Annotated in this window: 20 protein-coding genes; 7 read left to right on the top strand and 13 right to left on the bottom strand. The window is 39.2% G+C overall.

Annotation, left to right across the window (positions count from 1 at the left end; translation table 11 throughout):
• Nucleotides 1–47 precede the first annotated feature (47 nt).
• Nucleotides 48–866, top strand: a complete 819-nt coding sequence (locus tag AKG34_RS05180; protein ID WP_053345093.1) for a glycerophosphodiester phosphodiesterase — start codon at nt 48–50, stop codon at nt 864–866.
• Between the two features lie 57 nt (nt 867–923).
• On the opposite strand, the gene AKG34_RS28610 is transcribed toward AKG34_RS05180, so the two are convergent.
• Complete coding sequence (locus AKG34_RS28610) at nt 924–1,568, bottom strand: transporter (RefSeq protein ID WP_236694874.1); 645 nt, start codon at nt 1,566–1,568, stop codon at nt 924–926.
• Between the two features lie 314 nt (nt 1,569–1,882).
• Between AKG34_RS28610 and AKG34_RS05170 the strand changes: the two genes are divergently transcribed.
• The 3 genes from AKG34_RS05170 (at nt 1,883) to AKG34_RS05160 (ending at nt 7,775) form a co-directional block, all read left to right on the top strand.
• The gene (locus tag AKG34_RS05170) at nt 1,883–2,170 is read left to right on the top strand and encodes a hypothetical protein (RefSeq protein WP_053345092.1); all 288 of its coding nucleotides are present in this window, start codon (nt 1,883–1,885) and stop codon (nt 2,168–2,170) included.
• A gap of 28 nt (nt 2,171–2,198) precedes the next feature.
• Complete coding sequence (gene yidC, locus AKG34_RS05165; protein WP_053345091.1) at nt 2,199–2,984, top strand: membrane protein insertase YidC; 786 nt, start codon at nt 2,199–2,201, stop codon at nt 2,982–2,984.
• A 462-nt stretch (nt 2,985–3,446) separates the two neighbouring features.
• Entirely contained in the window at nt 3,447–7,775 is a 4,329-nt protein-coding gene (locus AKG34_RS05160; protein ID WP_180320457.1) for a S8 family peptidase, read from the top strand.
• 214 nt (nt 7,776–7,989) lie between these two features.
• Here AKG34_RS05160 and cphA read toward each other — a convergent pair whose 3' ends face one another.
• Entirely contained in the window at nt 7,990–10,611 is a 2,622-nt protein-coding gene (gene cphA, locus AKG34_RS05155; RefSeq protein ID WP_053345090.1) for a cyanophycin synthetase, read from the bottom strand.
• Nucleotides 10,608–11,420 carry a cyanophycinase gene (locus tag AKG34_RS05150; RefSeq protein WP_053345089.1) on the bottom strand — a complete coding sequence of 271 codons (813 nt, stop codon included), beginning with the start codon at nt 11,418–11,420 and terminating at the stop codon, nt 10,608–10,610. Before AKG34_RS05150 ends, cphA begins: the two co-directional genes overlap by 4 nt.
• Before the next feature lie 183 nt (nt 11,421–11,603).
• Here AKG34_RS05150 and AKG34_RS05145 point away from each other — a divergent pair, with 183 nt between their 5' ends.
• Nucleotides 11,604–12,026 (top strand): pyridoxamine 5'-phosphate oxidase family protein, encoded by a 423-nt coding sequence (locus AKG34_RS05145; protein ID WP_053345088.1) that lies wholly within the window; start codon nt 11,604–11,606, stop codon nt 12,024–12,026.
• Nucleotides 12,027–12,237: 211 nt separating this feature from the next.
• On the opposite strand, the gene AKG34_RS05140 is transcribed toward AKG34_RS05145, so the two are convergent.
• From AKG34_RS05140 to AKG34_RS05115, 7 genes are all read right to left on the bottom strand, one after another.
• Entirely contained in the window at nt 12,238–13,284 is a 1,047-nt protein-coding gene (locus AKG34_RS05140; protein WP_053345087.1) for a M42 family metallopeptidase, read from the bottom strand.
• 91 nt (nt 13,285–13,375) lie between these two features.
• Nucleotides 13,376–13,513 (bottom strand): hypothetical protein, encoded by a 138-nt coding sequence (locus AKG34_RS27860; RefSeq protein WP_161804902.1) that lies wholly within the window; start codon nt 13,511–13,513, stop codon nt 13,376–13,378.
• A gap of 321 nt (nt 13,514–13,834) precedes the next feature.
• The gene (gene opp4A, locus AKG34_RS05135) at nt 13,835–15,604 is read right to left on the bottom strand and encodes an oligopeptide ABC transporter substrate-binding protein (RefSeq protein ID WP_053345086.1); all 1,770 of its coding nucleotides are present in this window, start codon (nt 15,602–15,604) and stop codon (nt 13,835–13,837) included.
• Nucleotides 15,605–15,622: 18 nt separating this feature from the next.
• On the bottom strand, nt 15,623–16,522 hold the full coding sequence (locus tag AKG34_RS05130) for an ABC transporter permease (protein WP_053348000.1): 900 nt from the start codon (nt 16,520–16,522) through the stop codon (nt 15,623–15,625).
• 21 nt (nt 16,523–16,543) lie between these two features.
• Nucleotides 16,544–17,509 carry an oligopeptide ABC transporter permease gene (gene opp4B, locus AKG34_RS05125; protein ID WP_053345085.1) on the bottom strand — a complete coding sequence of 322 codons (966 nt, stop codon included), beginning with the start codon at nt 17,507–17,509 and terminating at the stop codon, nt 16,544–16,546.
• Nucleotides 17,510–17,524: 15 nt separating this feature from the next.
• Nucleotides 17,525–18,451, bottom strand: a complete 927-nt coding sequence (locus tag AKG34_RS05120) for an ABC transporter ATP-binding protein (RefSeq protein WP_053345084.1) — start codon at nt 18,449–18,451, stop codon at nt 17,525–17,527.
• On the bottom strand, nt 18,429–19,454 hold the full coding sequence (locus tag AKG34_RS05115) for an ABC transporter ATP-binding protein (protein ID WP_053345083.1): 1,026 nt from the start codon (nt 19,452–19,454) through the stop codon (nt 18,429–18,431). Before AKG34_RS05115 ends, AKG34_RS05120 begins: the two co-directional genes overlap by 23 nt.
• 506 nt (nt 19,455–19,960) lie before the next feature.
• Between AKG34_RS05115 and AKG34_RS05110 the strand changes: the two genes are divergently transcribed.
• Nucleotides 19,961–20,596, top strand: a complete 636-nt coding sequence (locus AKG34_RS05110) for a Bax inhibitor-1/YccA family protein (RefSeq protein WP_053345082.1) — start codon at nt 19,961–19,963, stop codon at nt 20,594–20,596.
• 28 nt (nt 20,597–20,624) lie between these two features.
• Here AKG34_RS05110 and AKG34_RS05105 read toward each other — a convergent pair whose 3' ends face one another.
• The 3 genes from AKG34_RS05105 to AKG34_RS05095 all read right to left on the bottom strand — a co-directional run bounded on the left by AKG34_RS05105 (nt 20,625) and on the right by AKG34_RS05095 (nt 22,399).
• On the bottom strand, nt 20,625–21,167 hold the full coding sequence (locus AKG34_RS05105) for an acyl-CoA thioesterase (RefSeq protein WP_053345081.1): 543 nt from the start codon (nt 21,165–21,167) through the stop codon (nt 20,625–20,627).
• Nucleotides 21,168–21,293: 126 nt separating this feature from the next.
• Nucleotides 21,294–21,842, bottom strand: a complete 549-nt coding sequence (locus tag AKG34_RS05100; protein ID WP_053345080.1) for a M15 family metallopeptidase — start codon at nt 21,840–21,842, stop codon at nt 21,294–21,296.
• 74 nt (nt 21,843–21,916) lie between these two features.
• Nucleotides 21,917–22,399 carry a DinB family protein gene (locus tag AKG34_RS05095; RefSeq protein ID WP_053345079.1) on the bottom strand — a complete coding sequence of 161 codons (483 nt, stop codon included), beginning with the start codon at nt 22,397–22,399 and terminating at the stop codon, nt 21,917–21,919.
• A 213-nt stretch (nt 22,400–22,612) separates the two neighbouring features.
• Here AKG34_RS05095 and AKG34_RS05090 point away from each other — a divergent pair, with 213 nt between their 5' ends.
• The gene (locus tag AKG34_RS05090) at nt 22,613–24,427 is read left to right on the top strand and encodes an ABC transporter ATP-binding protein (RefSeq protein WP_053345078.1); all 1,815 of its coding nucleotides are present in this window, start codon (nt 22,613–22,615) and stop codon (nt 24,425–24,427) included.
• Nucleotides 24,428–24,506: the final 79 nt, after the last annotated feature.

Genomic DNA, 24,506 nt, shown 5'->3' with positions numbered 1-24,506 from the left:
AGGATTGCAAAAAGTTTTGATTAATGTTGGCAAAGGGAGTGTGCAAGGTGATAGCATTTTTTCTTATCTTGGTAACTATACTGGTCCTGTTGGTGCTCTACTTTAAAAAAACGAAAAGTAATTTCCCAGACAACTTCACTATGCAGCATTCCCCCCTCAAGATTGGACATCGCGGGGCATCTGGATATTGCCCTGAGAATACGATGGCATCCTATTATAAAGCGATTGAATTGGGCGCTGATTTCCTAGAAGTCGATATTCATCTTAGTAAAGATGGTATCCTAGTGGTTCATCATGATTCTACACTCGATCGAACGACAAACGGAAAAGGAAACCTTCGAGATTACACAGTAGCTGAATTAAAGGAATTGGATGCTGGAAGCTGGTTTCATGCTCGTTTTAAGGACGAAAGAGTTCCTTTACTTAGCGAGATATTTGAAAATTTCCGGTCTGAGGTTGGAATATTAATAGAAATAAAGCATCCATCTCTTTACCCTGGAATTGAAAAAAAACTTGCAGAAGAATTAAGCAAAAGAGAGGATTATACATCAGATAAAAAAAGAATTCTGGTTCATTCGTTTGATATGGAATCCATGAAAAGGTTTCATCAATTAATGCCAGACATTCCAGTCGGGGTATTGATAAAGCGGCGTATTTCTGATCAAAAATTGAAAGAGATAGCAGAGTTTGCTTCGTTTTTAAATCCAAAACAAACCATTTTGAGTACCAAGCTGCAAATGCGAATCCAAGAGCAAGGGATGAAAGTATTTACATGGACCGTCAACAATAAAAAACAAATTCACATGTTAAAGAAGATGAAATTGGATGGTATCATATCCGATTTCCCAGATTATTTTATAGATTAAACCTCATAGGTAAATTAGTTTACAAAAAAACCAATCCACTTTTGTGGATTGGTTTTTTTAATAACATTGAAAAGAGCGTATTTCACTCGCGTCCGTTCCATAATAGGCCCAACGTTGCTGACTTGGTCTCCATCGATATCCAGCCACAGAATTATAGCCAACATAGGTAGGGTAAAACCAAAATGAGCGGCCATTTATTAACCATACATACGTATTTTGGTATAAGCATCCTTTCATTGAACCAGCGTCAATGGCCTTAATCATTCCACCAGGAAACTGCGGAATATATAGCGGCGGCGCTTTAGGAGGAGGTCCTCCTCCTTGTGGTGGTCGCGGCGGCGGTTGACCTCCTCCCCCTTGTGGTGGTCGCGGCGGCGGTTGACCTCCTCCCCCTTGTGGTGGTCGCGGTGGCGGTTGACCTCCTCCCCCTTGTGGTGGTAGCGATGGCGGTTGACCTCCTCCCCCTTGTGGTGGTCGCGGCGGCGGTTGACCTCCTCCCCCTTGTGGTGGCCGCGGCGGCGGTTGACCTCCTCCTTGCGGTGGTCCTGGTGGCAGCTGTCTTTCTCCTAAAACCTGATTTCCCAAATGATATGGGTCCGACAAGAAACCATTGTCAATATATGGGGTATATTCATTTGGATAAAGGTTATTTTCAATACCGTTATAGTCGTTTTGTTGATTAGATGGTTCGTATGATTTCATACCTTTTCACCTCATATTTGAACTTCATTTATCCATATGTAGACGAATGACCATGTGTGCTTTATTTACCTCTCTTAATGCAGCTTTCTAATGATGTATTAATGACCAGAATTATATATCAGAAAAAATTACCTGTTTTTTTTTTGAAAAAATCCCTATATTTTTAGCTTTATTGGCCTAGAATTTGTTATAGTGTTACTAGTGATTTATATTTTGAAAAATTATATAGTCGCTTTTTGGCTCTAAAGCGTTTCTCTTATTAGACGAGAACCAATCTTACAATTTTTTTATCTTAGAAAAAACGAGGGATTCCTATGTGGGAATTATTGTTAGAATTTGATTATCAAACCGTTCGCCATGCGGTATGGGCAGGATACTTGTTTGCCTTTGTCTTTCCACTGGCAGCGTTTTACTTCTTAAATAAAAAGCAGTCACTCTTAAACGATAAATATCAAGCTTCTGTTCATTCAGGTCATGGTGAATCCCCTGTTTATACAGGTAGCATTTATGACTGGCGTGGAGCACAGCGCTTTTTCACTTATATTCGTCAAAAGGACTCGCCTGATGATTCAGATGAGCCAAGCCTCCTTTCCATTGTTTAATTAAAAACAATTCGAGGAGGAATTTATTTTGAAAAAGAAAAATATTTTACTTATTTCAGCTCTATTTTTAACAACCATCCTGTTGACAGGATGTTCAGCAGCTACAAGCGGCCCATTTCATACTGCATTGGTTAACCCAATGACAAAGATGCTTGAATTTAATGCAAATTTATTTAACGGGAACTATGGTCTAAGCATCATTATGATGACATTTTTCATACGTCTCGTTTTGCTTCCATTGACTGCCAAGCAATATAAAACACAGCTCAGTATGAAAACCAAAATGAATGGGCTAAAACCAGAAATGACAGCAATACAACAAAAAATTAAAGAAACAAAGGATCCAGCAAAACAAAAGGCTCTGCAACAGGAAATGATGCAGCTTTATCAAAAACATGGTGTCAATCCTTTAAATATGGGCTGTCTTCCACTTTTGATTCAGATGCCAATCTTAATGGGCTTTTATTATGCGATTCAAGGTTCTCATGAAATTGCGACACATAGCTTCCTGTGGTTCAGCCTTGGCCAACCGAATATCGCCATGGCAATCATCGCCGGCGTCATCTATTATTTCCAATCGGTCATTTCAATGAGACAAATGCCAGAGGAACAGCAGAAACAAATGAAATTGATGAGCCTGCTCTCACCAGCAATGATTTTATTCATTTCTTTCTCTGCGCCTGCTGCATTACCTCTTTATTGGTCAATAGGTGGATTATTTATGATTGTTCAGTCTATTGTACTTCAGCGAGTATATAAGAAAGATCAACCCGCTGTCACTGTCGTAAAAGAAACGATTATGAAAAAAAGCTAATCCAAATTGGATTAGCTTTTTTTTCGTTTATTTAACCATAATAAATACAAAAATTGTAGGTTCATTCTTTCTTTCCAAAAAAATAAAAAATGATAAACATGTCAATAAATTTCTGCAGCATGTATTTTTAATTCTTTATTACCATTTTTAATAATCTAATACAAAGAAAGTTCTTTTGACACTCGTATAATGGTATATTTTTTCTATAATTTACCATTATTTTTATCGCGAAGAAAGGTATAATTCCTTATTTTTCCAAAATATACATTCCTACAATATGTTCATTTTCGATAATCCGAGTTTCACATCCCAAAATATGACAATTTTCTTGTTTACCTGTTCGTTATCATTAAAGGAACATCAGTGTTCTACATACTGCCCATCTAGAAAGAATGGAGGTGCATTGTACCTGTAGACTGGTCGAAGTTTTTGTTCTTTGAAAATAGAATAGGGGGAAAACAATTGCAAAAAAAACAAAGAACGAAATGGTTAGCGTTAATATTCGCTATCATGCTTATTGGATCGCTGGTAATTCCAACAAACTCTATCGCAGCAACTTCAAACAAAATCCATACATCCGCTAAAGATGAATTAACGGGGAAGAATCAAAAGAAAGTCGCCTCAAAAGTACTTACTCAGTTTAAAAAAAATGATCAGGTAACGTTTCTCGTTAAATTCAAAGAGCAAGTAGACACCAAAGACGTATCCTCAAAGGCTGCAAAAACAGCAAAATCACAAAAGTTATCTGCGAATAATTCAAAGTTACTTAAACGATCAAGTGTAGTATCTGAGCTTCGTGCTACAGCTCTTCAAACACAAGCGAATATTAAAAACTACTTAGATAAGCAAGAAAAATCTGGTAAGGCGAAAGATTTTCAATCCTTTTATATTGTTAATGCGATTGCTGTGACAGCTACAAAGGATGTTATGGAGCAAATCGCTGCTTTTCCTGAAGTAGAAAAAATTATGCCAAATGAGACTAGGCAGCTAATTCAGCCTGCAAGTAAGACTGCAGCTGCAAAGACCCTTAAAGGCTCAGAAGCGAGCAAAACAAAAGCCGATACCTCTTCAATTGAGTGGAATATTGAAAAAATCGGTGCTCCTGCTGTATGGAATATGGGCATTGATGGAGCAGGAACGGTTATTGCTTCTATCGATACAGGTGTCCAATGGAACCATCCGGCCTTGAAAACAAAGTACCGCGGGTATAACCCTGCCAATCCAGATGTTCCAAATAATGAATATAACTGGTTTGATGCTGTAAGCGGACAAGCTTCACCATATGATGATTTAGATCATGGAACTCACACAATTGGTACGATGGTGGGCTCTGAACCAAATGGTGCAAATCAAATCGGAGTTGCTCCAGGTGCCACATTCATTTCAGTTAAAGCCTTTTCTAACGATGGCGGTTCAGACATTGATTTATTAGAAGCAGGCGAATGGGTTATCGCTCCAAAAGATGCTGCTGGTAATCCTCATCCTGAGAAAGCACCAGATGTTGTCAATAACTCTTGGGGCGGCGGAGCTGGACTCGACGAGTGGTATCGCCCAATGGTACAAGCATGGAAAGCTGCTGAGATATTTCCTGAATTCTCTGCTGGAAATACCACATTGTCTAATCCCGGCGGTGCTGGTTCAGTAGCAAATCCAGCAAACTATCCAGAGGCCTTTGCCACTGGAGCAACAGATTATAACAACCAGGTTGGCAGTTTCTCTTTACGTGGTCCATCTCCATATGGAGAAATTAAACCTGACATCTCCGCACCAGGCGTTAACATTCGTTCTGCCATTCCTGGCGGTGCATATGAAGGCGGCTGGAATGGCACTTCAATGGCAGGTCCTCACATTTCAGCGGTTGCTGCTCTATTACGACAAGCAAATGCCAGCTTAACTGTTGACCAGCTTGAGGAAATCTTACTTACAACTGCCACTCCTTTGACAGACAATAATTATCCGACAAGTCCCAACCATGCTTACGGCTATGGCCTTGTTAATGCATTTGATGCAGTTTCCTCTGTTGTAAGCGGACTTGGGAAAATTGAGGGTAAAGTTACCAAAGCTGGAGATGACTCAGAAGCAGCTGTCATTTCCCATAAGGCACCAAAAAATTCGTATAAAAAAATGGATGTAACACTTCAAGCTGAAGTGTCAGATAATGTAAGTGTCACTACCGTTAAACTTAGCTACCAAAAAGCCGACGGAACTTGGGTTGAAGTCAAGGCTGAGAGAACGAGCGGTGACTATAAATCAGGAATGTATGAAGCCACGATTCCAGGGTCAGAGCTGACTGAAGATTCAGTCGCTTATAAATGGACCGCAACTGACTTCGGAGGCTCAGTAACAGCTACTGACTCTTATACCGTTGAGCTATTGCCAGGAATCAGTGTAGGTTATACAGAGGACTTTGAACAAGATCCTATTGGATGGACCTCTTCCGGCACAAACAATAACTGGGAATGGGGTATTCCAACAAGTGGACCTGGCTCTGCAGCATCAGGTCAAAAGGTTTATGCTACAAACCTGGCTGGAAACTATGATAATAGTGCCAATATGAGCCTATCCATGCCTCCAGTCGATGTTCCTGAAGGCACAAGTTATTTACAATTTAAACATTGGTTCGAACTTGAAAAAAATTATGATTTCGGACATGTATTTATCTCTACAAACGGAACAAACTGGGTACAAGCGGCTCGTTTTAATGATAAGTCAAATAGTTGGATCGATGGTGAAGTTAACTTAAGCCAATATGCTGGAGAAAGAATCTATATTGCCTTTAATGTCACATCTGATGGATCAGTCCAAAAACCTGGCTGGTATATTGATGATGTTAAATTGGCTGATACTTCCCTGCAGCCGTCTGCAAAAGCTAAAACAGGACTAGGCGTTATCAAGTCTGACTCCTCTGTTTCAGCTAAGCCAAAAGTTGACCCTGATAAAATTAAGCCAATTGCAGATAAAGTGAAAAAAGCACCTGAAAAAGACCAGCCTGCCCCAGTACTTCTTCCATTACAGGCACAGGTCAGTGTTTTAGAAACTGAAAGATCTGTTTATACAAACCCACAAGATGGATCTTACCAACTTACACATGCATCAGGTTCATACACATTGCAAGCAGAAACATACGGTTATCGATCACAAACAGCAACAGTCAACGTCGAACAAGATGCAACATCAACTGCTAACTTTACGCTTCAAGAAATTCCAAAAGGAACAATCAACGGTACAATCACCAACAAAATTACTGGCGAACCCGTCTCTGGTGCTACCGTATACTTTCTTGAGGATGCCGCTATTAAGCCAGTGACTACAAATTCGGACGGTGAATACACTCTATCCGCTTATGAAGGAAAATATACTTTGAAAGTCATGGCTCCTTCTTATTACGGCAGTGAAGCATCCGTAACGATTTCGGAGGGTAACAGCTCCAGGAAAGATATTGAACTGAAACCGTTCATCGGGTACCCAGATGAGATTAAGTATGACGACGGAACAGCAGAAAACGCCCGCGCCTTTAATACGGCAGGCAATAGCTGGGCTGTGAAAATGTCGTTAGCTTCGGGAAATAAAACGGCAAATGTAACCGGCGCCCTTTTACGTTTCTGGGATACCACATGGCCTGCTCCAGGCGGGACTGAATTCAAAGTTTCGGTGTATGATGCATCGGGAACAGATGGGTCGCCAGGCAAAAAAATCGCAGGTCCTTTTAATGAGACTGCGTTGCGCGACGGTCAATGGACACATGTTGATTTGAGCGAACATGGAATCATGGTTGAAGGTGATTTCTTTATTGTTTATACCCAAACAAAGGCCAATCCGAATGCACCAGGATTAGCTACTGATGAAGATGGACCAAATGCAGGACGAAGCTGGCAGGGAGTCAGCGATTCATGGTCGCAATCCCCAACTGAGGAAGGAAATTATATGATTCGTGCAACTGTCGACTACGAAGTAAAGGAACCTGTAATTACCTCTCCTAAAGACGGTGCTTATTCAAATCAAAAAGAAGTAACGGTTGAAGGTACATCTGCACCTACAACAAAAGTAGATATTTTTAACAAAGGGGAGAAAGTAGCAAGTACGGATTCTACTGATAAAGGAACCTTCGCTGTTCCGGTCACATTAAGCAACGGTGAAAATACTTTGACAGCAAAAGCTCGGACAAGCCGAGGTTCAACTGAGGCCTCTTTGCCTGTAAAAGTGATATTGGATATCGCTAATCCGGAACTAGCAATTACTTCACCTACAGATGGCAGCAAAGTAAATCGTGAAACAGTTACTGTTAAGGGAACAGTTTCGGATGATAACCTTAATTCGGTTAAAGTAAACGGACAGAAGGCCGATGTGAAAGATAACACCTTCTCCTATCGCCTTCTACTGGATAAAGGAATCAATAAAATTAAGGTAGTTGCTCAAGATAAGGCAGGCAATAAAATCACTAAATCTGTCTCCATCGATGTAAATTATACCGCTCCAGAAATTTCCGATTTAGTGCCAAATGAGGATAAAATCTTAAAAAGCGGTGAATCGGTCAAAATCGAATTCGACAGTGAACCTGGCTTGGCAGCAAATTTCTCCATTTTGATGCCTCTGACAAATGCAGGAGGCATTGCGAATGCCACTGAATTACAAATGAAAGAAACATCTTCAGGACATTATGTCGGCTACTATACCGCCACAACGAATGTAAAGGCACCTGGTGCTGTTGTGGAAGTAAAAGCAGCAGATAGCTATGGTAATATTACAACACAAAGAGCGGCAGGTAAGCTTTGGATTAACGCTAAAAAGTAAAATGCAAAAGCCATGCTTTCTATGCCTAACGGCCGGAAGCATGGCATTTTTTATACAAATGGGTCCTATATTAGTGCAATTTTCTTTGACTCTAAAATGCCTCACATCCTCCCTGCTTTGAAAAGGACATTTATCTAATTCCATAGATAGTAAAAAGGGAAGTTTATATAATTAAAAAGTAAATTCCCCTCAAGATTGAGCGGAATTTACTTTTTTATTTCTTCGGCAATAGATTTTTTGAAACTGTTTCGAAAAACTGATCTACATAGTCGAAATCCGTGTAAAAGAATAATAAAAGATCTCCCGGTTGTGATACTTCCCACGCTTTTACGAATGCGTCTAATTCATTAGGTACGATATATGTCTTATCTTTATGTAATCCTTCTTCTATCGCAGCTTCCCGAAGTAGCTTGGCTACCTCCAACGGTACTCTTCCCCGTAAATCATCGTCTTCTTTAATGATGAACAGATCTGAATGTTTTGCTACGACCTCTGACAATCTGATGAGCTCTTCGTCAATACGGTCTCCTGGTCCTGCCAAAACAGTGATAATGCGATTTCTGTTATAGGCACTAACCGTATCGAAAATGGCCTGCAACCCTGCTACGTTATGGGCGTAATCAATAATAACGGTTCGTTCTTTTAGTTTTTTTAAATTGAAACGTCCTTTAGACAATTTTTTATCAGGCATAAACGCAATAGCCTTCTTTCGTAATTCTTCCATTGAAATACCTTGCGTATGTGCCGCGGCTAACGCTTGAAGTAAATTAGCGATATTATGTCGCGCCATGCCAGAAATCGTTATTGGGATTTGAGTGCAATCCATAAATTGATATATCACACCATCTGATGAATAACTGATTATACCTTGTTCATCAACAAACCAAGCCTTACGTCCTTCATTAATCGCGGCTCTCACCAATGGCTGAGTGGCATATATAGAGGTGTATATAACCTCTCCATCAGTATACTCTGCCATAGCAGCTACATTCGGATCATCGGCATTCAAAACACAATAACCCGTTTTTTGAACGACCTCAGCTACTAGCCTCTTTAATTTAACGAGATCGTCTAGTGTTTCAATACCGTCACTGCCAAGGTGATCTTCACTCACATTTGTAATAATACCAACATCACATTGACGAAAAGCTAGACCTTCACGAAGAATTCCTCCTCGTGCTGTTTCTAAAACAGCTACATCGACTTCAGGATGGGCCAATATCGTTCTTGCACTAATAGGGCCACTGCAGTCACCTTGTACCAATACCTCTTCGCCGATATACACTCCATCTGAATTCGTCATTCCAACCTTTGTTTTCACATCTGAAAGAAAATAATGAACCAATCGGGTTGTTGTTGTCTTTCCATTTGTTCCAGTTACTGCAATAATCGGGATTGCGGCCTCTTCTCGAGTTGGGAATAAATAATCTACGATGGCTTTGCCAACATCCCTTTTTTTTCCTTCACTAGGATAATGATGCATTCGAATCCCTGGTGCAGCATTCACTTCAATTATTGCCGTTTTTAAATGATTGAAAGGTTTTGATATATCCTGACAGATTAAATCTATTCCCGCAATATCCAATCCGATAGCTTTGGCAGCAGCTATCGCCATATTCCTAATAGTTGGATGAACCTGGTCCGTTACATCAATTGCCTTTCCACCAGTTGAAAGGTTCGCATTACCGACAACTTGGACCAGCTCACCTTGTTTCGGAATAGTATCAAGGTTCCGGTTCGATTTCTCCAAGTAACACGTTACCGTATGTGTAAGTGGAATTTTTGACATCGGCTTTTCATGTCCGTCTCCCCGCAACGAATTGAGGTTTTCCTTTTCTATCAATCTGCGTAACGTCTCTTTTCCATTCCCAATAACATAGGGAGGAAGCCGCAAACTTGTAGCTGTTAGCTCTCCGTTGACTATCAGTAACCGATAATCATGCCCTTCAAAATGACGTTCCACAATGTATTTTTCCACATGAGAATCCAAACAATGGATCACATTAAACAACTCATCCTTATTTTTGATATGGGTTATGACACCCTGGCCCTGTCTGCCGTTATACGGTTTTATAACAAGCGGGAAACCAAGCCTGTCGGCTGAGTCAAATATATCTTCAATTGAGTAGGCGATTTCTCCTTCTGGTACTGGGAGACTGCAACCTTTTAAAATAGCTTTGGTCAATGATTTATCACAGGAATTCTCAACGGCGATATTTGAAGTTTGGCTTGAAATTGTCGCCTGGACATACTTCTGCCTTGAACCAGTTCCTAAGCGCAATAAACTCTCTTCGCCTATTCGTTCGACAGGGATTTTTTTTGAGTGAGCCGCCTGATAAATGGCTTCGGTACTAGGACCAAGTTTATTTTTATAATATAACTGTTCAATTTGGTTCACATATAATTGTACATTGATATGTTTTTCATCATTCAGGATAGCTTCTACGATTTCTTTTGCAGCTAAAAATGCTTGAAGACCTGACTTAGGCTCCTGATAGTCATAGGTAACATAATAAAACCCTTGTTTTTTCATCATAATCGTTTTTCCACGAATGGCATTGATTCCAGCCATATTTTGGAGTTCAATCGTCATATGCTCCAAAATATGGCCCATCCAAGTACCCCGTTTCAGCCTCTCAGCGAATCCGCCTTGATATCCTTGTGAACAAGTATGGCTGCCAAGGTTAGGGAGAGTCTTTAACAACTTTTCATTAAAACCAGGAATAGCATCAGATGGCTGTTTTTCCAGTTCCTCTATATCTAATTCTATACAGATCGTTGGTGTATAAGAAAAATAATTTGGCCCTTTTAAAAAACGGACTCGATTGATTATCATGATTGGATCCCCTTTTTCATCAACAATTTTCTTGTATGCAAGTCAAAACGATAGCCTCTTGTAAGTGTATGAAGCTGAAACCCTGAGAGGGTCAACTCTTCACTGCCATTTTCAGAAGACGTGATATTGATATAATCACTTTTGCTTCCATCAAGCACTAAAACCTGATGTTGACCAAATACTTCAAATTGTCCATCTTTCACTAATATTGCTGTATTTTCATCAATACCTATACCAATAATTTCTTTATTTTCTGCTATCGCACTTAAAAGTCGATCAAAGCGACCACGCTGCGAAAAATGTTGATCAATAAGCAGGCCGTCTAGAAAGCCGAACCCTTTTCCAATCTCCACTTTTAATTTATCATCATTCAGCATCGTGTCAGCTGCGACAATCATTTGCTTACCCATAATTGAAGCACCCGCACTTGTCCCAGCTAGAACCATTCCATTATGCCAGGCCTTTGAAAGAGTATTGTGAAATTTTGACTGCCCAATAAGCTCGGATAATCGGCTTTGGTTTCCTCCGGTTATAAAGATAGCTGAAAAAGAGGCCAGTTGTTCACAAATGGCCTGTTCCTCTGCATCCTTTCTTGAATTCAACTTGATAACTTCAACCTTGCTCACGCCTAAATCTCTAAAAATCCTGATATACTCTTTACTCACTTCTTCAGGAATTTCACTCGCTGTAGGCAGGATGCCAATTCCACCTTTAGCGCGTATCGCGAGTTCAACAAATTTATTTAATACTTCACCTTCAAGGCACTTATCCTCAGCCCCACCGATGATAAGTAATTCACCACAATTCATTGCTCATACTCACCTTTACATATGGATTAAAATCATGAAGTTTTTCTAAACAGAACACATAATGAATAGTATGGCCTTTTGTCATAGTCTTCATTCATAAATTTAGCAAACTGTAGAATTTTGTTTATCTTAATGACATTAGAGGAAAAGTAATAGAGAAAATAATAAAAGGAGTGTGTAAAAATGAGCCAAAACCAATTAAAAGAACAAGTATTGAATATCATCGGCGATCATAAAATAGGTGTTCTATCATCAGTAGAAGATAACAAACCGCATTCACGTTATATGACATTTTTCAACGACGAATTAACTTTTTATACACCAACAAGTGCATCCACAGAAAAAATAGATGAAATTGAAAAGAATCCTAATGTCCATATCCTAATCGGCTATGAAGATAAAGGATTCGGCGATTCTTACGTGGAAATCTCAGGGACCTCGAAAATAAATGACTCACAGGATCTAAAGAAAAAATTATGGGATACGTCATTTAAAAATTGGTTTGACGGACCAGAAGATCCAAACTATCTATTCCTTCAAATTAAGCCTGAAAGCATCCGTTTGATGAATAACAATGGTGAACCTCCACAAGAATTACAATTATAAAAATTGTCGGGACGTAAGGTAATTTTAATTTACGAGTAAATCTCATGTACTTACGAGTAAAGGATCAAAACTTACGAGTAAATTGGCAAAATTCACGAGTAAATGATATAAAATCACGAGTAAAATTTGGATTATCGCTAAAATTTCAAAAAGGATGCTTCTGCCTAAAAAGCCCACACTCGGTATGTAATGAGTGTGGGCTTTTTTTCAATCATACTAGTTCTGATTGTATATAATGCAAGATTAGATTTGCTGTATGCTTTAATGAAGAGATATGTGTTCTCTCAAAGGCGTGAGATGCGTCAATTCCCGGACCAATCAAGCCATGAACCAAATCGTATCCTGCTCGGATTGCTGCGGAAGCATCCGATCCATAATACGGATAAATATCGACGCGATAGTCAATACCGTTTGCTTTAGCAAGTGAGGCAAGATGCTGACGCAATTTATAGTGATACGGACCGGAAGAGTCTTTGGCGCAAATGGAAACGCTGTATTCATCCGTCGTTTGGCCATCACCGATCGCTCCCATATCAACGGCTAAATATTCAACTGTTTTCTCTGGGATATTAGAATTCCCGCCATAGCCTATTTCTTCATTGTTAGAAATCAAGAAATGAGTGGCATATGCCAATTTAATCTTCCCTGCAGAAATCAGGTCAATGATATGAAGAAGAATGCCAACGCTTGCCTTATCATCCAAGTGCCTTGATTTCAAAAAGCCAGTCTCTGTGAATTCTACCCTTGGTTCAAATGATACAAAGTCTCCAACAGAGATGCCAATTTCCTCTGTTTCCGCTTTTGATTTCACAACTGCGTCAATACGGACTTCAATTGTCTCCTCATTACGTTTGGCATCACCGGCATTTTTATACACATGCACAGACGTTTGATTGATTAGAATCGTCCCTGTGACAAAAGCTCCGTCAGCCGTATGAATTTTGCAGTATTCCCCTTCCACTGAATTCCAGCGGAAACCACCGATCATCGTCAATTTCAGACGTCCATTCGGCTTAATTTCCTTGACCATAGCTCCCAGTGTGTCGACATGTGCTGTCAGCAAACGATGTCTGGTATCATCTTCACCTTTTAAAGTAGCTAACAATGCTCCTTTATTCGTGATTTGATAGGGTACCTGCTTGCTCTCCATGAATTTAGCCGCATACTTAATTGCTTGATCGGTATAACCAGATGGGCTTGGTATTGATACTAACTCTTTTATGTAAGTAACGATCTCCTTTTCTTTGATAACACTCATGCATATCTCTCCTTTCCTCTTTGTTTATTATATCTTTTTGAGCCAACTTTTAACATACAAAGGACCGCCCAGAGACGGTCCTTTGATTGATTTAACTCATTTGGGCCAGAACAGGCAAGATTGCCATAACCAATGTAGTAATACCGTATATCATAAAATTTTCCATATTAATTTTCCTTTTCCACTTATCACGCCATACTTTATATCTGCTCATATCTTCGTTACTCATGAAAAATCCTCCTCATGACGAAAGTTCAATTTACCTTATCTGTCTTTGCTTGTTGGACATTTCCTTCATATATATTCCAAGATGGCAATTCTCTTTTCGTCTGGATAGGCTACAATGTCAGCAATGATTTCCTCTTCAAGAGGTTTCAGTAATCGACCAACCGATTCAGTAAACAATAATTCAACTCTCTCTTTGTCACATTAGGATTTCTCACTTCCATCAATATCACCCTTCCAATTACTTACTATTATGTATATAACCTTAATCCACATCCTGAAACGCAAAAAATCGGCCGCCTATACAGGCAGCCGATTGGATTCATTATTTTGCTTCTTCAGTGACACCAACATTGAACCATTTATATTGGCGCTCCGCAAGGTAATCATAACCAGAGACGCGCTTATTTACTCCAGTCGTAGTATAACGGAATAATGTTGGAATAATTGGAACTTCTTCATGAATCAGTTCTTGCCACTCATTGTAGGTATCAATACGATATTGATCATCAAACGCTTCCTCTGAGATTCCTTTCGCAAGAAGCTCATCATTTTTGTCGTTCACCCAGCGAGTATAGTTAAATGCTGCGGATCTTGACCAAAGACCAGATGGATCTGGATCGGAAGCAACACCCCATGCCGCTTGATAGATATCAACTTCTTCATTATCTTTTTTCAACAGATCATAGAATGAATTGAACTCATGCAGACGTCCATCTAGCATTTGAACGTCTAGTCCTACTTCCTGCCATTGTTGAATGTAATAATTAGTAAGCGGTTCAGCAATATCTCCGCCGCTCATGGAAGCGAAGTTGATTTTGAACTCTTTTCCATCTGGGTCTTCACGAAGTCCATCTTTATTTGTATCAACATATCCGGCTTCATCCAAAAGTTTTTTTGCTTTTTCAGGATCATATTCATATGGTTTAACATCTTTATTATTATACTTGAAGTTTGGTGTGATCACTGAGTTGGCAGGGAAACGAAGCCCTTTATACATCTTTTCGCCGACTTCTTCATTATTGATGGCATAAGCCATTGCCTGGCGAAGACGTTTGTCTTCAAATTTCGGGTTGTCCATAACATTTTCTGCTTTTTTCTCGTCATAATGACCGAACTTGAAGCCAATATAAGTATAAGCTAAATCGACTTTTCCTAATATTTCAACGTTGTCCAATGCTTTTGCCTGGTCAAATTGATCAGCAGAAATACTAGCTACATCGATATCCCCATTTTCCAGTGACTTAACAGCAACGGATGGATTCACAACTTTTAAAGTAACGCTGTCCAACTTAGGCGCTCCACGGTGGTACCCTTCAAACGCTTCGAATTCAACTGCTTCACCTTGAACAATTTTCTTCACTTTAAATGGTCCATAACCAATCGGATTTTTCCGGATTTTATCAGAAGATTCCAACTTCGCAATTGGAACATCACTTAAGTATTCTTTATGAAGCGGATATGTCCATAATCCAGTTGTTACAGATGGATTTGCTTTCTTAAAAGTAAAGGTGATTTTCTTACCATCTACTTTAATACCCGAAATACTATCTGCTTTTCCGGCATGATACTCTTCCATACCTTCAATTAAAGCCATTTGTTCATCATAGCGTACCCCTTTGTAATCCTTGCTTCCCAAGACAAGGTATGCATACTCTAAATCAGCCCCAGTCACAGGTTTCCCATCTTGCCAATTAACATTGTCTTTAATTGTAAGTGTTACCGTTTTATTATCGTCTGAAATTTCATAAGAAGCAGCACCGTCATTTGTGAAAACATAGTTTTCGTCTGTATCCAGTAAATCTTCATCAAAGAATGTGATAACTTGGTTATCTGGATCTCCTTGATAGAAAACTTTGTTTAATATCCCTTCAAACGGGGTATCTGATACCAATCCGTAAGTCAGATGGCCGCCATCAATCGGCTCTCCCTGATTTGTTGTTTTTGTCGGGAATAGCGATGTATCAACTTGTTCTACATCTTTCCCTTTTTTCTCTTTTGTTGACGATTTTTCCGTATCATTTGAGCATGCAGCAAGCAGTAGAGACGATATAGCTAATGCACTTAATACCTTGCTATAACTTTTGATCTTCATGACATACACTCCCCTTTTTTATCCTCTTCTTTGTCTAGCATCTGCGGCGCGTTTTAACGCTTGACCAACAAAATTTATACTCAGCATCAACACTAAAATCATGAGTGATGCGGGTACCCATATCCACCATTTGTTTTCCAAAACATCTGGATTTCGAGCATAACTTATGAGCGTACCTAGACTCGGTGTGCTCTCTGGAAGACCGAATCCTAAGAAAGTCAAACTGGATTCTAGGCCAATATTACCTGCAAGATTCAAAATAAAATTAACAATAATCAGTGAACTGACATTGGGCAAAAGCTGAAAAAGGATGATTTTCCAATGTGGTGTACCAAGTGTTTGTGAGGCGTGAATATAGTCCAACTCACGCTCTGACAAAGCCTTTGAACGGATCAGTCGTGCTTTTCCTGTCCATAAAAACATTGTCATGATTAATATGAAAACATACACATTGAATACTGGTACAATCGTGACTACAACAACGATGAACATCAATTGAGGTAGGGCAATCACAAAATCGATAACACGCATAATCACATTGTCGGTAGCCCCGCCAAAATAACCAGCTAGAAGCCCTAAAGATAAACCAATGATAGCCGTGAATAAGGTAATGAACAAACTGATGGTAAATGAGTTTCTCGTACCAATGATCAACTGACCAAATACATCTCGTCCACCATAATCGGTTCCGAGCCAGTAGTCTGAAGATGGTTCCATATAAATGGAGAGGAAATCGACCTTAGCAATTTCCTTGGCATCCATAAAGAACGACGCACCGTAAACGAAAACCAATATAGCTACTAATATAATCAATGAGCCCATAGCAAGTTTATCCTTTTTAATTTCCTGCCATATGATTTTCATACCTGATGGGCTCACATCTTTCGTTTGAATGATTTTTCCGGATTCTACTTTCATTTCCATACGCTCACCCCGCTCCTATTCTATCCGTATGCGCGGATCGACCGCACTAAGTATGATGTCTGAAAGAAGAGTGCCAAGCAGAGTGGCAAATCCCGTCATCATGACGATGGCCGTCACTACACTGAAATCCCGTAAACTGACGGAACTAAGGAAAAGCTGTCCAAGTCCCGGATAACTAAAAATAGTCTCTATTATGACAGCGCCGCCGATCAACCCAGTAATTTCATAGCCTAAGAATGCTGCAATTGGCAAAAAGGAATTTCTTAGGATATGTCGTGAATATACGTTGGATTCAGGTACACCTTTTGAACGCGCAGTCCTTACGAAATCCTTTATTTTATTATCAATTATTTCATTTCGTAAATATTGAATTGTACTTGTTGTAGCTATTAAGGCCGTACTTAAAGCTGGTAAAATCAGGTGATTGATCTTACTTACTACATATGCGAATGTACCTTCATCCACTTTGGAATCGACACTACCTCCAGACGGGAACCAATCCAGGGCAAATCCGAAAACAAATAACATAATTAACGCAAAGATAAATATCGGTGTGCCAAATCCTATATAACTATAGCCCGTAACGGTCTTATCCACCCAGGTATCATTATATCTGCCGCTAAGTATACCTAATGGAATGGCAAGCATATATGTAAAGATAAGTGTAACCAACGCAAGGAAAACCGTGTTCCAAAGCCTGTCTTCTATAACATCCATAACCGGCGTTTTATGTGTATAGGAAATACCAAAGTCCCCTTGTACAGCATTAGATGCCCACCTTATATATTGTTGATACCAAGGATCATTCAAGCCCAAATCTTCTCTGATTCTTTCAAGCTCAGCAGGATTAGCCCTAGGATTGATTTCTTGACCAGACAAGGCATCTCCCGGCATTGCTTTTGCCATCATGAAAACGATAATGCTCAATAAAAAGAGCTGTGGGATCATAACTAAAAAACGCCTGAGGATAAACTTCCACATATCCTTTCCACCTCCTTATTGTAATGCGACTCTATGTGTTGATGAGATTGGCTTCAAGTCATAAGCACGTCCATTTTCATCGAAAAATGTTGAATAAGACGACTCATACTCTGCTGATAATTTTTTTCTAAGCTGTACTTTTTCCTCACGAACTTCCGGCTCTAAATCCGGAATGGCAGCAATCAGACGCTTTGTGTATATATGTTGGGGATTGTCATAGATTTCATCGCTATTGCCTTCCTCTACTAATCTACCACGATACATAACGCCCATCCGATCACACATATGCCGGATTACACCGAGGTCATGACCAACAAATAAATAAGTTAAATTGAACTCCTGTTGGAGATCCTGAAGAAAATTCAACACCTGCGCCTGAACCGATACATCGAGGGCTGATACCGGTTCATCAGCAATAATCAGCTTGGGTTTTAATGTCAATGATCTAGCAATTCCAATCCGCTGGCGCTGCCCCCCTGAAAATTCATGAGGATACTTGTGAATCGATTCCGGACTGAGTCCGACTTTGTCCAAGAAGTCCTGAACGATTTTCTTTTCCTCTGCAGGTGATAACCGTTCAAAGTTCCTCAGCGGTTCGGCAATAATGTCCAGCACCCTCTTCTTGGGATTCAATGATGAATATGGATCTTGGAAAATCATTTGAATATCTTTTCTGAATGGTTTAATCTCTTTTCTACTTAAAGCTGCTAAATCCCTGCCTTCAAACAGGATTTGTCCGGATGTCACATTATTCAGCTTGACAACTGCCTTACCTGTCGTTGACTTACCGCTTCCTGATTCTCCTACCAAACCATATGTTTCCCCTTGCTGCAGCTCAAAGGACACACCATCAACGGCTTTTACATGATCAACTACTCTTCGGAAAAAACCGCCTCTTATTGGAAAATGCACTTTTAAATTATCTACTTTGAGTAATGTCATGAGTCGATGCATCTCCTTCATCTTGAAAATAAAATTCTTTATAGCAGGTACACCGTACAAAGTGATCCTGACCTACCTCGTGAAGATGAGGCGACTCTTCATGAGCTTGTTTAGGAATCCATGGAATACGATCTTGGAATCTACATCCCTTCCTGTCCATTTTTGCTATCGATGGAACAATTCCCTCAATAACGTGCAAACGGTTTTTTTCATTGGTAGCCGAAGGGATTGAATTTAATAACGACCTAGTATATGGATGAAGTGGATTGTTAAATATCTCTTTAACACTTCCCGTCTCTACTACTTGCCCAGCATACATGACAACAATCCGATCAGCTACCTCTGCTACAACGCTCAGATCATGGGTAATTAATATAATCCCCATTTTGGTTTTACTTTGAATATCTTTCAACAAATCAAGTATTTGCGCTTGAATGGTAACATCTAATGCTGTCGTTGGTTCATCAGCAATAACTAGTGCAGGATTGCAAGCAATGGCAATCGATATCATTGCTCTTTGACGCATTCCGCCTGATAGTTCATGCGGATATTGCTTGTACGTCCGTTCAGGATAAGGGATACCCACTTGTGTTAAGAGTTCGATTGTCCTGCTCTTTTTTTCATCCCTAGAAAGTTCAGTATGATAGTCAAGATTTTCTTCAATCTGTTTTCCGATTGTCATCAGCGGGTTCAATGCTGTCAAAGGTTCCTGAAATATCATCCCTAATTCCTTTCCGCGGACTTTATTCATTTGTGTATCATTCAGTGTAAGTAAATTTTGACCTTTATAATGTATTGTACCTTCTGACTTCGTTCTCTGTTTATTATGTAATTGCATGATAGAAAGGGCCAGAGCGCTCTTTCCACATCCTGATTCTCCAACCACCGCTACAATTTCATTTTCATTTACAGTAAACGAAACATCATCCACCGCTGCATGATATTTGCTCTGAATTCGAAATGAGGTAGTAAGGTTTTCAATTTGCAATATAGCTTTCTTCATCCCTGCTCCCCCTAAACTATTTTTTCGGGAAAATAATAAATCTTCTGATAATTATTTAGAATTTTAATCAATTTTTAACATTTATTCAATAGTTTTGTAGAAAATAATCACATTTTTTTCATATTTTATAACTTTAGGAATATTTTTCTGCAATATAAAAATAGTTTCCTTCATAACTTTTACACAGTAAAGTTATGAAGTCCTATTTATAGCATAGAATAAAACATTTTAATTTTCTTATTTTGAAATAATGTTTAAATATTCCATTAAAAATATTAAATCACTTAATTTCATCTAGGGAAAAAGTACTTATTTTGTTCCAGTCTTAAAATTTTAATATTTCAGAAAAATTAGCTTATTTGTAAGAATATCATAAAATTGGTAATACTATCATGTATATTTCATATCTCTTTAAAAAACACCTTAAAAATTATTTTTAAATGCACTGAAACCTTTTTAAAACTCTTTCGTAGAAACCGGTAGACAATAAATAATGAGGTGATTGAATGTATTCACAAACTGTAAACACATATATGCCATCTGTTATGCGTACCTTTGCTCTTTCTCTCGCAATCTCTGTATTAGGGATGGCTGTTGGAACTCTAGTTCCACCATCCTTATTTCTTCCCTTAGCGATTCTGGAAATTGCTATGCTAATTGGCGCTTTTATCATGCGGAAGAAAAAATCTATTGGCTACACATTCCTGTATAGTTTTACGTTAATTTCTGGGATTACCACCTATCCGATCATTGCACACTATCTTGCCACTGCAGGAGCGAATGTTGTGATGTTAGCCGGGGTGACGACAACAGTTGTATTTGGGGGACTAGCTATTTATGCTACAACAACCAAGAGGGACCTTTCTTTCTTAAGAGGAATGTTGTTTGCCGCCTTGCTGGCTTTAGTAGCCATTAGTATTTTTAACCTTTTCTCACCTTTAAGTTCAACAGCAATGCTAATCTTTTCATTTATTGGGATTCTTGTATTCAGTGGATATATTTTATATGATTTTAATCGAATGAAGCATTACGGGGTTACAGCAGAGGAAGTACCACTCATGGCCTTAAATCTGTATCTTGATTTCATTAACCTTTTTATTAACATCCTACGTTTCTTTGGTATTTTATCTAGCGAAGATTAAAAAAACGGGCATTATCTGCCCGGTTTTTTTATTTATATAGTCCAGGCTCTGATTTTTCAGTCCACGGCTGTTTTACACCAAAGGTACTGGCAATGAACTGAGTATCTTCTCTTCTTTTTTTCCTTACTTGGGCCCGCTGTTTCGCTGATTCGTTTAAATTCATCTCCATTTCAGTCTCTGGAACCAAACGCGGAACCGGTATTGGTTTACCATCTTCATTGATGGCAACAAAGGTCAAAAAGGAAATAACACATAAGTTCCGGTCTCCCGTAACTAAATCTTCCGCAATAACTTTTACGATGATTTCCATAGATGTTCTGCCCGTATAAGTCACGAAACTTTCTAGACATACTGCATTTCCTTCATGAATAGGGTGCAGGAAATCGACAGAATCAGTTGATGCCGTAACGACGTGACTTCTCGCATGACGCATCGCAGAAATAGCCGCAACATCATCAATGTAAGCCATCAATTTGCCTCCAAACATCGTACCAATATTATTTGTATCCGGCGGGAGAACAAGGCTCGTTTTTATGACCAAAGAGTCCCGGCAATGTTTTACTTCTTCCATGGTGACTGCACTCCTTTATGTCTAATTTCTCACTAGTCCACTTTAACGAATTCTACACTGTAAAGCAACACACATGCTTATTTTCCTGCTTTTAGTCTGAGTTATTCGACAAAAATAATTCTACGTTTATTCACTTTTACTGTTCTGTAGGCTCTTTACCTGTTGTAGCTCTCGTAAGCTCAAGCCAAAGGTCATTTGTAGATGAGGATAGTCTTTAAAACCTGACCAATCTCCACCCCAGTCAAACCCTAAATTTTTAGCGATAGCTACAACTTCCATCCAATCCGATTCCCCGTTATCGTTGCCGTCATATTCCATGTTCCATATAGCCTCCCCTTGTTTGTTAAGGAGCGCGAAATCTATCGCCAATCCAAAATTATGAAGCGACTCCCCTCCTTTTGCATTAGTTACAATGCTCCCAGGCTTTAAACGTCCTTTTTCATAGAGGTCATTTTGCTCTTCTAAAGTACGGAATCCAGCTGTAATGATTACCGTGATACCTTTTTCATTAGCCTGTTGAATGAGCATTTCTTTTTTTTCAGCGACTATCGGATGCAACTCGTCAGTCAGTTTAATTTTATCTAGATCGGGGGGGAGCAAATGCTTAAGCATGAACCCTAACAGTAACCCGAAAAAGCCTATTATCAGACATGCCTTTACCCAGTTAACCTTCACTGAACAATCCTTCCTTTACGAATAACTGTCTGAATGAGAAAAACTCAACCAAAAGCGGATGAGTTTTTCTTCTATTATAACTTTGACTTCAATTCTTCTATTTGCAGTAAATGTCGTTTTTCATGCAAACCCACAAACGGAATCCATTGCTTCAAGCTTAATTCTTTAAACAATGGATGAGGGAATGACTTTTGTTCAAGATCTTTTTCATTTGCGCTGTCAACAACTTGTATAAATGCCTGGCGGGATTCGGACAATTTATTCTTAACCTCGTCCAAAGTTTGAAATGCTTCTGATGGAATGACAAATGGCGGCGCCGAGACCTTCACTTCACGATTTAGAGTATACTCTATCGGTTTATCTTCTGCAGGGATACTCTCACCGCTTTTCAACTTGTCGGCAATTCCCTTTGTTATCATTCGCTCCATTAAATATAGATGATTCAATACCTGGATAATGCTCCAGCGGCCTTCTTCTGGATGTGCATTCAGCTGTTCATCCGATAAATTGTTAACCGCTTCTAAAAGTTCTTTCCTAATTTTTTTGTTATCTTCCATTTTAGCATCTCCTCCCGAAAGCTTAGTTAAACTCCATCAATTATTCCATGTTCTGTATAAAGGTGTAAAATAAAAACACTTTTAGATAGGAAGAAAACCGATTTAAAGTTGTCTATTTTTAGAAAAGCTCTATGATAGTCATAAAGGTACTATTCACCTAATACAAATGACTTTCAAAATTCATCAAAGATAGTCAAAATAGGAGTGATCGTTATGAGCGGAGGACATATCCCATTCAGCCACAAAGGGCGTAGCGTCATTAATGCAAAGCCTTCCAAAGGAAGCATTTGGACGATGCTCAGGCAAATGTTTAATCGTGTCCCATCTAAATGGAAATTTTCTTCCTTGATTATATGTATAATGTTGTTCATTTCTTTGCTTGAGTTCTCCATCCCACAGTTGACTCAGTATACGATTGATAAAATCATTCCCGAAAAAAAATATGACTGCTTGATTTGGGTAGGCACAGGAATTCTTGGAGCTGCTATTTTATTAGCTTTACTAAACTACTTTAACGGCTATATCGTTTCCAAAGTCGGTCAAAAAGCGATTATGGATTTACGGAATAGCATGTATGAACATATTCAAAGGCTGGATATGAAATTCTTTGATAAAAACCGAACGGGTGACTTAATGTCACGGCTAACTAATGATGTCAATTTACTCCAACAACTCATCTCTTCAAGCATGCTCCAAGTCGTAACAGACACGGTAACTTTTGTTGCAGTCGCAGTCTATATGCTTTTCATTAATTGGAAACTGACCATTGTCCTTCTTTTTACATTCCCGTTCATGTTCTATATCACAAGGGTATTTGGAAAACGTATTCGAATGTCGTTTAGGTCTGTTCAAAGTTCTGCAGGAGATATCAGCAACCAGTTACAGGATTCTATCTCAGGAATGCGACTCATTCAATCTTTTACCAATGAAGAATTTGAATCAAAACGTTTCGCAGAACGTAATCATGAAAACATGGTGGCTAACATTAAATCGGTTCGCTTGCGATCCATGTTTGGTCCGGTTATCGATTTATTGAACAATATTGGTCTTGTTGCTGTTATTGTGTTTGGGGCTTGGCAAGTGATGGAAGGTGCATTTACAGTGGGATTAATAGTAGCTTTCCTCGCCTATTTGAGATTACTGCAGAGTCCTGTTCGCAATTTCAGCCGAGTAATCAGCATAGTCCAGCAGTCAGCTGCAGCTTTTGAGCGTATTACAGAAATTATGGAAACACAACCTGAAATCAGTGACAAAGGAAATGCAATTGAGCTTCCTTCAATAAAAAAACAAATTGAATTTCAATCAGTTGATTTTGCTTATGATGAAAGTGTTCCGGTTCTTAGCAATCTAAACCTAACGATGAAAGCCGGTCAAATAACAGCTCTCGTCGGCTCCTCTGGTGCAGGGAAATCGACAATTACAAACCTTTTAATCCGATTTTATGATCCACAACATGGAACAATCAAAATGGACGGCCTTGATATCCGTGATGTGTCGCTGAAATCTATACGTAGCCAAATGGGGATTGTTTCTCAGGATATCATTTTATTCAATGGTTCAATCCGTGATAACATCGTTTATGGAAAACTTGATGCAACAGATGATGAAATCACTGAATCGGCTAAAGCAGCCAATGCACATGACTTTATCAAGGCCTTTCCGAATGGTTATGATTCTCAAATTGGAGAGCGAGGCGTCAAACTTTCAGGAGGACAAAAGCAGCGAATCGCCATTGCTAGGGCACTTTTGAAGAATCCACAAATCATCATTCTCGATGAAGCGACAGCAGCATTAGATACGGAATCCGAGCATTTAATCCAGGAAGCATTGTCACGTTTATTAGTAAATCGGACTTCAATTGTCATTGCGCATAGATTATCAACCGTTCAAAATGCTGACCAAATAATCGTTCTTGAAAAAGGCAGTGTCCATGAAAAAGGAACGCATGAACAGTTATTGACAAGTAACGGCAGATATAAGCAGCTTCATGACTTGCAATTCCCTCAATTGAAGGCGGCTATTACATAACAACTGCACACCGCCTTCAATGAAACAGGGTCCGATTTATATATAATAAGCCATGTGTACAGAAGTATTGCTTCTGTGC

Source organism: Peribacillus butanolivorans (genome assembly GCF_001273755.1).
Lineage (GTDB): Bacteria > Bacillota > Bacilli > Bacillales > DSM-1321 > Peribacillus > Peribacillus butanolivorans.
This window is presented reverse-complemented; position numbering and strand designations above follow the sequence as displayed.

Bases quoted from the DNA above. Each gene is read 5' to 3' on its own strand.
- AKG34_RS28610 (WP_236694874.1), bottom strand. From the start codon at position 1,568: ATGAAATCATACGAACCATCTAATCAACAAAACGACTATAACGGTATT.
- AKG34_RS05170 (WP_053345092.1), top strand. From the start codon at position 1,883: ATGTGGGAATTATTGTTAGAATTTGATTATCAAACCGTTCGCCATGCG.
- cphA (WP_053345090.1), bottom strand. From the start codon at position 10,611: ATGATAATCAATCGAGTCCGTTTTTTAAAAGGGCCAAATTATTTTTCT.
- AKG34_RS05150 (WP_053345089.1), bottom strand. From the start codon at position 11,420: ATGAATTGTGGTGAATTACTTATCATCGGTGGGGCTGAGGATAAGTGC.
- AKG34_RS05145 (WP_053345088.1), top strand. From the start codon at position 11,604: ATGAGCCAAAACCAATTAAAAGAACAAGTATTGAATATCATCGGCGAT.
- AKG34_RS05140 (WP_053345087.1), bottom strand. From the start codon at position 13,284: ATGAGTGTTATCAAAGAAAAGGAGATCGTTACTTACATAAAAGAGTTA.
- AKG34_RS27860 (WP_161804902.1), bottom strand. From the start codon at position 13,513: ATGAGTAACGAAGATATGAGCAGATATAAAGTATGGCGTGATAAGTGG.
- opp4A (WP_053345086.1), bottom strand. From the start codon at position 15,604: ATGAAGATCAAAAGTTATAGCAAGGTATTAAGTGCATTAGCTATATCG.
- AKG34_RS05130 (WP_053348000.1), bottom strand. From the start codon at position 16,522: ATGAAAGTAGAATCCGGAAAAATCATTCAAACGAAAGATGTGAGCCCA.
- opp4B (WP_053345085.1), bottom strand. From the start codon at position 17,509: ATGTGGAAGTTTATCCTCAGGCGTTTTTTAGTTATGATCCCACAGCTC.
- AKG34_RS05120 (WP_053345084.1), bottom strand. From the start codon at position 18,451: ATGACATTACTCAAAGTAGATAATTTAAAAGTGCATTTTCCAATAAGA.
- AKG34_RS05115 (WP_053345083.1), bottom strand. From the start codon at position 19,454: ATGAAGAAAGCTATATTGCAAATTGAAAACCTTACTACCTCATTTCGA.
- AKG34_RS05110 (WP_053345082.1), top strand. From the start codon at position 19,961: ATGTATTCACAAACTGTAAACACATATATGCCATCTGTTATGCGTACC.
- AKG34_RS05105 (WP_053345081.1), bottom strand. From the start codon at position 21,167: ATGGAAGAAGTAAAACATTGCCGGGACTCTTTGGTCATAAAAACGAGC.
- AKG34_RS05095 (WP_053345079.1), bottom strand. From the start codon at position 22,399: ATGGAAGATAACAAAAAAATTAGGAAAGAACTTTTAGAAGCGGTTAAC.
- AKG34_RS05090 (WP_053345078.1), top strand. From the start codon at position 22,613: ATGAGCGGAGGACATATCCCATTCAGCCACAAAGGGCGTAGCGTCATT.